This window comes from Microbispora sp. H13382 (genome assembly GCF_014161445.1).
In the GTDB taxonomy this organism is placed as follows: domain Bacteria; phylum Actinomycetota; class Actinomycetes; order Streptosporangiales; family Streptosporangiaceae; genus Microbispora.
Window position 1 is genome coordinate 1 of record NZ_JABBXA010000041.1, and the last position, 8299, is coordinate 8299.

Annotated in this window: 8 protein-coding genes; 3 read left to right on the forward strand and 5 right to left on the reverse strand. The window is 70.0% G+C overall.

The genetic code is table 11. The features are described from left to right. The coding region (locus HHX41_RS39300) for an ATP/GTP-binding protein (RefSeq protein ID WP_182909995.1) at positions 1 to 419 on the forward strand (419 nt) is incomplete at its 5' end. Positions 420 to 422: 3 nt separating this feature from the next. On the opposite strand, the gene HHX41_RS39305 is transcribed toward HHX41_RS39300, so the two are convergent. The 5 genes from HHX41_RS39305 to HHX41_RS39325 are packed head-to-tail and all read right to left on the reverse strand — an operon-like array spanning position 423 to position 4765. Beyond that, entirely contained in the window at positions 423 to 1427 is a 1005-nt protein-coding gene (locus HHX41_RS39305) for a methyltransferase (protein ID WP_259401681.1), read from the reverse strand. Then, entirely contained in the window at positions 1424 to 2200 is a 777-nt protein-coding gene (locus tag HHX41_RS39310) for an ABC transporter ATP-binding protein (protein ID WP_182909996.1), read from the reverse strand. The genes HHX41_RS39305 and HHX41_RS39310 overlap by 4 nt, the downstream gene beginning before the upstream one ends. A gap of 9 nt (positions 2201 to 2209) precedes the next feature. Next, a complete protein-coding gene (locus tag HHX41_RS39315) occupies positions 2210 to 2998 on the reverse strand; it encodes an ABC transporter permease (RefSeq protein WP_182909997.1) in 789 nt (262 codons plus the stop codon). Continuing rightward, a complete protein-coding gene (locus HHX41_RS39320) occupies positions 2995 to 3768 on the reverse strand; it encodes an ABC transporter permease (protein ID WP_182909998.1) in 774 nt (257 codons plus the stop codon). Before HHX41_RS39320 ends, HHX41_RS39315 begins: the two co-directional genes overlap by 4 nt. Positions 3769 to 3787: 19 nt before the next feature. Next, entirely contained in the window at positions 3788 to 4765 is a 978-nt protein-coding gene (locus tag HHX41_RS39325) for an ABC transporter substrate-binding protein (RefSeq protein ID WP_249349936.1), read from the reverse strand. Positions 4766 to 5179: 414 nt separating this feature from the next. On the opposite strand from HHX41_RS39325, the gene HHX41_RS39330 reads away from it, so the two are divergent. Then, a complete protein-coding gene (locus HHX41_RS39330) occupies positions 5180 to 7978 on the forward strand; it encodes a nitrate- and nitrite sensing domain-containing protein (RefSeq protein WP_310742383.1) in 2799 nt (932 codons plus the stop codon). Beyond that, positions 7975 to 8299: roadblock/LC7 domain-containing protein (locus HHX41_RS39335; protein ID WP_182909999.1), on the forward strand; the 325-nt coding region annotated here is incomplete at its 3' end. The genes HHX41_RS39330 and HHX41_RS39335, both read left to right, overlap by 4 nt.

Genomic DNA, 8299 nt, shown 5'->3' on the forward strand with positions numbered 1-8299 from the left:
CGCACAAGACCACGACGACGGTGGCGATGGATTTCGGGCGGGTGTCGCTGGACCGGGATCTGATTTTGTATCTGTTCGGTACGCCGGGTCAGCATCGGTTCTGGTTCATGTGGGATGACCTGGTGCGGGGGGCGATCGGTGCGGTGGTGCTGGTCGACACCCGGCGGCTGGCCGACAGCTTCCCGGCGATCGACTACTTCGAGGAGGCCCGCCTGCCCTTCGTCGTCGGCGTCAACGGCTTCGACGGGCAGTTTCCGCATGCCGAGGAGGAGGTGCGGGAGGCGATGACATTGTCGCCGCAGATTCCGATCGTCCGCACCGACGCGCGGGACCGGGAATCGGTCAAGAGCACGCTGATCACGCTCGTCGAGCACGCGCTGACCATGCGTGTCGCCGTTCCCGGCCCCGGATTCCACTAGCGGTCAGCGGGGCAGGGCCTCGATCAGGCTCGCCCCGGCGGGCAGCGGCAGGACGCGGGAGAGCGTGAAGCCCGCCTCGCCCAGCAGCCGGGTGTGCTCGCTCAGCGTGCGCTCCCTCCCGCCGTCGGTCAACGCGAGCATGCGCATGTCGAGGTCCTTGCCGATGTGCGGTGTGGCGTCGTCCGGCAGCACCATCTCCAGCAGCAGCATCCGGCCGTGGCCGGGAAGCGCCTTCCGCACGTTGGCCAGGATGCGCAGGGCCGCCTCGTCGCTCCAGTTGTGGATGACGCTGGCCAGCAGGTAGAGGTCCCCGCCCGCGGGCACGCTGCCGAAGAAGTCGCCGCTTTCGAACTCGCAGCGGTCGCCGAGGCCCCGCGCGCGCATCGACTCCCGGGCGTCCTCGACCACGTGCGCGATGTCGAAGAGCACGCCGCGCATGCCGGGGTGCCGGTCGAGCACCGCCGCGAGCAGGTGCCCGGTTCCCCCCGCGACGTCCACGAGCGTCCGTACGCCGGTGAAGTCGTAGGCGGTGGCCAGAGCGGCCTCCAGCGGCGCCGCGCGGATGGCCATGTATTCGTTGAACAGCCGGGCGGCCTCGGGGTGCTCCTGGAAATAGCCGTACAAGGGGCCGAAACGCGTGATGAAAGCGGACCGTCCGTCCCGCACGGTCTGCGCCAGGTTGCCCATCGCGTACCAGTACCCGTTCTCGGCGGTGACGCGCACCGCGGAACGCAGGCTGCCGGGAACGCCGTCGCGCAGCGTCTGACCCTCCTCGGTCAGCTCGTACATGCCGGGGACGACGGTGCGGACCACACCGACCGTCTCGAGTTCCCGCAGCACGCGCGTCAGGGAGGGCTCGTGCGCGTCGCACGCCTTGGCGAGCTCCGACACGCTCATCGGGCCGGAGGCCAGGTGCTCGGCGCAGTTCAGCTCGGCCATCGCGGCGAGCGCGGCGAACCGCGAGAGCCCGACGATGGCGTCCCAGACAGGGCCGGTGGAGTCGATCAATGCTTCTCCAGAACAGTGGGGGTGGGGGAGCCGCCTCGGACCAGGCGGCCCACTTCTGCACGCAGCCGGACGAACGCGTCGAGTTGCCGCGTCGCGATCTGGTCGCGTGATTCGCCCAGGTCGACCGGCAGGTCGGCGGCGACCCGGGCCGGCGAGCGGGTGAGGACGATCACCCGGTCGCCGACGTAGACGCTCTCGTCGATGTCGTGCGTGATCAGCAGGGTCGTCATGCCGTGATGCGCGCATACCCGCAGCACCAGGTCTTCCAGGTCCTCGCGGGTCTGCGCGTCCACCGAGCCGAAGGGCTCGTCCATCAGCAGCAGGGACGGGCGGTAGGCGAGAGCGCGGGCGATGGACACCCGCTGCTGCATCCCGCCGGACATCTCCCAGGGGTACTTCTCCGCGGCGTCGGCCAGGCCGACCTGGTCCAGCGCGGCCATCGCCGCATCCCTGCGGCGCCGCCGGTCCAGCCCGCGGCGCCGCAGCGGCAGCGCTACGTTGTTCGCGGCGGTCATCCAGGGGTAGAGCGAACGGCTGTAGTCCTGGAAGACGACGGCCAGGTTGTCCGGGATGCGCTCCACGGGCTGTCCGTCGATCAGCACCCGGCCCCCGGTGGGGCGGATGAGACCGGCGACGGACCGCAGCAGGGTGGACTTGCCGCAGCCGGAGGGGCCCACGACGCAGACGAGCTCGCCCTCGGCGGCACGGATGCTCACCCCGTCGAGAACGCGATGCGAGCCGTACGAGTGGACCAGATCGGTGATCTCGAGCACGATGCCTTCCTAGGTGGTCTGCCTGGCGCTCCTGTGCCAGGCGAGAACGCGCCGTTCCAACAGCAGGAACGCGGAGTTGAGCAGATAGCCGAGGAGGCCGAGCACCACCAGGCAGCCCCACATGTCGGCGTAGAGGTAGGTGCGCTGCGCCGACAGGAGCCGGTAGCCGAGGCCGCCGGAGCCGGCGAAGATCTCGGCGACGATCAGCAGGATCAGGGCCAGTGAGAGGGCCAGCCGCAGGCCGGCGAAGATCTTGGGCATCGCGGCGGGCACGATCACCCTGGTGAGCCGCTGGGCCGTCGAGAACCCGAAGATGCGCGCGGTCTCCAGGTGCTGCCGGTCCACCGTTCGCGCGCCGTCGATGGTGTTGAGGAGGATCGGCCAGATGATGCCGAACACGATCGTCGCGAGCTGCGCCGGCGTGCCCAGCTTCAGCAGGGCGAGGAAGAAGGGCACCAGCAGCGGCGGTGGCACGGCCCGGCCGAGGTGGATCAGCGGGTCGAGGTAGCCGGACAGGCGGGGGGAGCAGCCGATGGCGACCCCGGCGGCCACCCCGAGGACCGCGGCCAGCGCCCACCCGGCGAACAGCCGGGCGAGGCTGGGGCCGAAATCGCTCATCGCCTGCTCCGTCAGCAGGAGGTGGGCGGGCGGGCCGGACAGCCACATCTCACCCATCCGGGCCAGCGTCGCCGACGGGGGAGGGAAGAACGGCTGCCCGGCGGCGCGGGTGGCGATCTCCCAGGCCACGAGCGTCACGGGCACCAGCCACAGACGGCCGACGGCTCTGATCACGTTCATCGGGCGGCTCCGGCGCGTACGTCGTGCCAGCGGAACAACCTGCGTTCCACCGCGACCAGGGCGGAGTTGGACAGCACGCCGAACAGACCGGCCCACAGGGTCGCGCCGAGCATCAGGTCCATCCGGTTGCCGCCCGCGGCCTCCATGATGTAGATCCCGACGCCCTCCGCCCCTCCAGCGAGCAGCTCCGCGCTGATCACGAGGATGACGGCGGTGCCGGCGGCGACGCGGATCCCGGTCGCGATGAAGGGCGCGGCGCTGGGCAGCGCCACCCGGAGCAGTACCGACACCGGACCGAACCCGAAGCTGCGCAGGGTCTCCTTGGCGAGCGGATCGACGTCCCTCAACGCGTAGATCGTGTTGATGACGATCGGCCAGGACGCCGCGTAGACGACGACGGCCACTCTCAGGTGGAGGTTGTCGCTGAACAGGAGGATCGCGAGCGGGATCACGGCGACCGACGGAATGGGCCGGAGGAACTCGATCAGCGGCCGTACGGCGCGCTCCACGGGCGGCAGGGCCCCGAGCGCGAGTCCGGCCGGGACCGCCACCGCCACGGTCAGCAGCAGCCCGAGTCCCCACGCGACGAGCGTGGCGCGCGCGTCGGCGAGGAACTCCTGGTCGGCGAGCAGCTCCGCCGCGCCGCGCAGGATCGTGGACATGCGCGGCAGGAAGCGGTCGTCGATCAGGCCGGTCGCGCCGACGATCTCGGCCGCGGCGAGGAACCCCGCGACGCCGGCGACGCCGCGGAGGACTCGTGCGTGTTCCATAGCGGTTACGGGATGTCCGTCAGCTCGCCGGAGGCTGCAGGATCATCGACTTCACGTCGAGATCGTTCTTGATGTAGCCGTACTCCTTCATCAGGCTGGCCACGCGCTGCAGCCGGGTCTCGCTGAGGGAGGTCGGGTAGGAGCCCAGGGAGATGACGGCCGCGGTCGCGGCGTCGATCTTCGTGTACTTGGGCAGCGTCTCCTCGACGATCTTCCGGTCCTTCGCGACGATCGCCTGGGCCTTGCCGAGCGCCCGCTGGAACGCGGCGATCGCCTTGGGGTATTTGCTCGCGGTGGCCTCGGTGGTGAACCAGCCGGCGATGGGCAGACTTTCGGTCGGACCGGTCATCTCGTCGACGACGATTCTGCCGCCCGCTTTCGATACCACGGTGATGAACGGCTCGACCATCGCCGCCGCGTCGACCTGGCCGTTTTCCAGGGCGCCGGGCATGTCGGGGAACGTCTTCTCCACGAACTGGTTCGGTGTCGCGGTCACCCCGGCCACCTTCATCTGCACTTCAGCGGTCAGTTGGCTGACGCTGTTGAGGACGTTGACCGCTATGGTCTTCCCCTTGAGGTCTGCAGCAGTTTTGATCGGGGAGTCCTTTTTGACCATAATGACGAAAGCGCCGGGAGCGGCGCCGTAACTGTCCGAAACATACTTGAACTTGCCCGCGCCCTTGTCCTGGGCGAGGAATGTCCCGACGTAGGCGCCGAGCGAGATGTCGAGGCTGCCGCCCAGCAGCTTCTGGGTGGCGACGGCGCCGCCGGCGACCACCTCGGGCTGGATCTCCAGGCCCTCGGCCTTGAAGAACCCTCTCTCGATGGCCACCTGCAACGGCGCGCTGTCCGGCACGGGGATGGTGCCCACCTTCAGCGTCGTCTTCTCCAGTCCGTTGTCCGCGGGAGCGGAGGACGTCGTGTCGGAGTTACCGCAAGAGGTGAGCGCCAGGACGGCCACGACGCCGACGGCGAGAGTACGACTCAAAAGCCTCATGAAATCTCCTTGTCTGGAGTGTTGAGGTGGTCGCCCGCGGCGGGCCCGTCCCGCGCAGACGGCGACGGGCGAGAAGCGTACAGGAGCCGTACGGATTCGGTGTGTTTGAGTCACGATTGTAGTCAAATTCAGGGATAAATCACCTCTGTCATCGTTTGTAATTACGGCCGGAGGCTTGGACCGGTTCCATGAGGGGGGTCCTCGCGCATGTCCCGTCCGATATCACTTTCGCCCTGCTCGTCGCCGTCTTGTGCGCATACATATTGGTCGGGGCGAAAAGCTGGACCGCTCCAAAATGCCATGCTCTTTGTCTATCTCGACGCCTTATGCTCAAATTGCCCGGTGATGTGCGGGCTCTCGCATTAGAGCGACCCCGGAGCCTTATCCCTGAGATCAGCGCGAGAGGTTGCGCCAGTGAGGACAGCAACGATCGAGAGCGGTCGCCGCGCCGAGCCCGAACCGGTCCCCGAGCCCGCCGCCGGCGCGTCCTCCGTGGACGGTGGGCCCCCCGCCGATCCCGCGGTCGGCAACTCGATGCAGCTGAAGAACTGGCGGGTGCGGACCCGGCTCGTCGCGCTGATCGTGCTGCCCACCGTCGTCGCGGTCCTGCTCGGCGGCCTGCGGGTGACGAGTTCGATAGCCAGCGCCGCCGAGTACCAGCGGGTGCGCGACGCCGTCGAGCTCGTCGGCAGCATCGGCATGCTTCTCCACGAGATCCAGCTGGAGCGGGACCTGGCGATCGAGTACGTCGCGGGCGGCCGTCGTGACGGCGACCTGCTCACCCTCGTGAAGAACCAGCACGAGGCCGTGGACGCCGCCGCGCAGAAGGTGAGCGCGCGGGCCGAGACGAGCGGGGACGCGCTGGGCGGGCTCGGCCGGGAGGACCTGTCGCGTGCCCTGGCCCGGCTGGCCGACCTGACCGCGTTCCGGAAGATCGTGCTCGACACGCAGCTCCCGCCGCTGCGCGGCATCGAGAAGTACCGGCTCGTCACCGACGACCTGATGAAGCTGTACGACGCGGCGGGCCAGGGAGTGCCGGACGAGGGCCTGTACGCGAGCATCAAGGCGCTCGGGGCGCTCGCTCGGGCCAAGGAGGCGGTGTCGGAGCAGCGCGCGCTGCTCGCGGCGGGACTGGTCCGGCAGCGGCTCGACCAGGCGGAGCTCGACGCCTTCACCGGCGCGGCGGCCAGGGAGCAGAGCGAGCTGGCGGCGTTCACCGCCGTGGCCACCACCGACGAGCGGCAGCTCTACAACGACACCGTCACCGACCAGAAGGTGGACCGGGCGCGGTTCTTCGTCGACCGGGTGCTCTACCTCGTGAGATCCGGGCAGCCCATCCGCAACCTCAGCGGCAGGGGGACCGACGCCGACCTCTGGTTCGACGCGATCAGCGAGCAGGCCAACCTCATGCGCGACGTGACCGACGGACTGACCAAGTCCATCGTCAGCCGGAGCGCCGCCCTGCAGAGCTCCGACCGGAACGTCGCAGTGCTCAGCATCAGCATGGTCGTCGTCGTCCTGCTGCTGGTCCTGCTCATCACCGCCGTCATGGCGCGCTCTCTCGTACGGCCGCTGCGGCGGCTGCGCAGCGAGGCGCTGGAGGTCGCCGGGCACCGCCTGCCCACTCTGGTGCAGCGGCTGCGCGACTCCGAGGGCGGCGCGACGGGTCAGGCCGAGGTGCAGCCGATCGGCGTGGTCTCCGCCGACGAGATCGGCGAGGTCGCGCGGGCCTTCGACGAGGTCCACCGCGAGGCCATCCGGCTGGCGGGCGACGAGGCCCGGCTGCGCAGCAACGTCAACGCGATGTTCGTGAACCTGTCGCGGCGCACCCAGACGCTGGTGGAACGCCAGATCACTCTGATCGACGGCCTGGAGCAGGGCGAGCAGGACGAGCAGCGGCTCGGCGACCTGTTCAAGCTCGACCACCTGGCGACCCGCATGCGCCGCAACAGTGAGAACCTCCTGGTCCTCGCCGGGCAGGAGCCCGCGCGCCGCTGGAGCCGGCCCGTCGAGATCACCGACGTCATCCGGGCCTCGCTGTCGGAGGTCGAGGGATACGAGCGGGTGGTGCTCAACTTCCCGGGTGACGTGTCGATCGTCGGCCAGGCCGTCAACGACGTCATCCACCTGCTCGCCGAGCTGGTGGAGAACGCGCTGTCGTTCTCCCCGCGGGACACGAAAGTGGTGGTCTCGGGCAACCGGATCGACGGCGGCGGCGTGATGGTCTCCATCACCGACTCCGGCATCGGCATGACCCCGGAGGAGATCGGCCAGGCGAACTGGAGGCTGGCGAACCCGCCGGTGGTGGACGTGTCGGTGTCGCGGCGGATGGGCCTGTTCGTGGTCGGCCGTCTCGCCCTGCGCAACGGCATCAGGGTCCAGCTCAGGCCGCACGACGGAGGCGGGCTCACCGCCATGGTCCTGCTGCCGGAGTCGATCATCAGCCATCCGGCGTACCAGCCGGAGGCCTATCAGGGTGCGTTCGCCGCCGCCTGGAGCCCGCGGCAGGCCGTGGAGGGGACGGCACAGCAGGGCATCGGGGGCTGGGGTCGTCAGCACGGGCCGGGCTCCCAGGGGCTGGGCTCAGGGGTCGCCGCGCCGGCTCTCCACGATCCGCTCACCCGGATACGCGGCCGGTCGTCCGGCGTGGACGAAGCGGTGACCGGGCCTCTGCCCGCGGTGACCGGACCCGTCCCGGCGAGGCCCGGCGCGATGCCGGCGACGACAGGACCGGTCTCGATCTCCGGTCCGATATACGGCGCTCCCGTCGGCGCTCCCGTCCAGCCGGGCGGCGTGCGCCCGAGCGGGGCGGAGACCGGGCCGCCGGCGGCCGAGGAATACCTGCCGATCTTCGCCTCCGTCGAGTCCGCCTGGTTCCGCCGCGAGCCCGCCGGCGACACCGGATCGGGCTGGCAGGACACTTCGGCGGTCGACGCCGGCTGGCAGGCCGCGGCCGCCGTCGCCGAGAAGCCGGCGTCGGACGGCACGACCATCTCCGGCCTGCCCAAGCGGGTGCCGAAGGCCAACCTTGTGCCCGGTTCCGCGGAACCGCCCGCGGCGCCCGCGTCCCCGCAGCAGCCGCTCCTGTCGCCCGACCGGGCCCGCAGCCGGCTGGCGAGCTTCCAGCAGGGCGTACGGCAGGGCCGGGCGGTGGCCCGGGGCGAACTGAGTGAGGACGAGGGCTATCCGAGGGCGAAAGGGGACGGCGCATGAGGGAGTTGAGCCAGGGGGCGCGCGGCCTGAACTGGCTGATCAGTGATTTCGCGAATTCGGTTCCCGGCGTGGCGCACACCGTGGTGGTGTCGGCGGACGGGTTGCCTCTGGCGTTCTCGCAGGGGTTTCCGAAGGACCGGGCGGATCAGCTGGCGGCGGTGGCGGCCGGGTTGATCAGTCTGACGCAGGGTGCCTCGCGGGTGTTCGAGGGTGGCCCGGTGACGCAGACGGTGGTGGAGATGCAGCGGGGGTTGTTGCTGATCATGTCGATCAGTGACGGGTCCTGTCTGGCGGTGCTGGCGGCGGCGGATTCGGATCTGG

Coding starts and splice junctions, on each gene's coding strand:
- HHX41_RS39325 (WP_249349936.1), bottom strand. CDS start 4,765: ATGAGGCTTTTGAGTCGTACTCTCGCCGTCGGCGTCGTGGCCGTCCTG.
- HHX41_RS39315 (WP_182909997.1), bottom strand. CDS start 2,998: ATGAACGTGATCAGAGCCGTCGGCCGTCTGTGGCTGGTGCCCGTGACG.
- HHX41_RS39320 (WP_182909998.1), bottom strand. CDS start 3,768: ATGGAACACGCACGAGTCCTCCGCGGCGTCGCCGGCGTCGCGGGGTTC.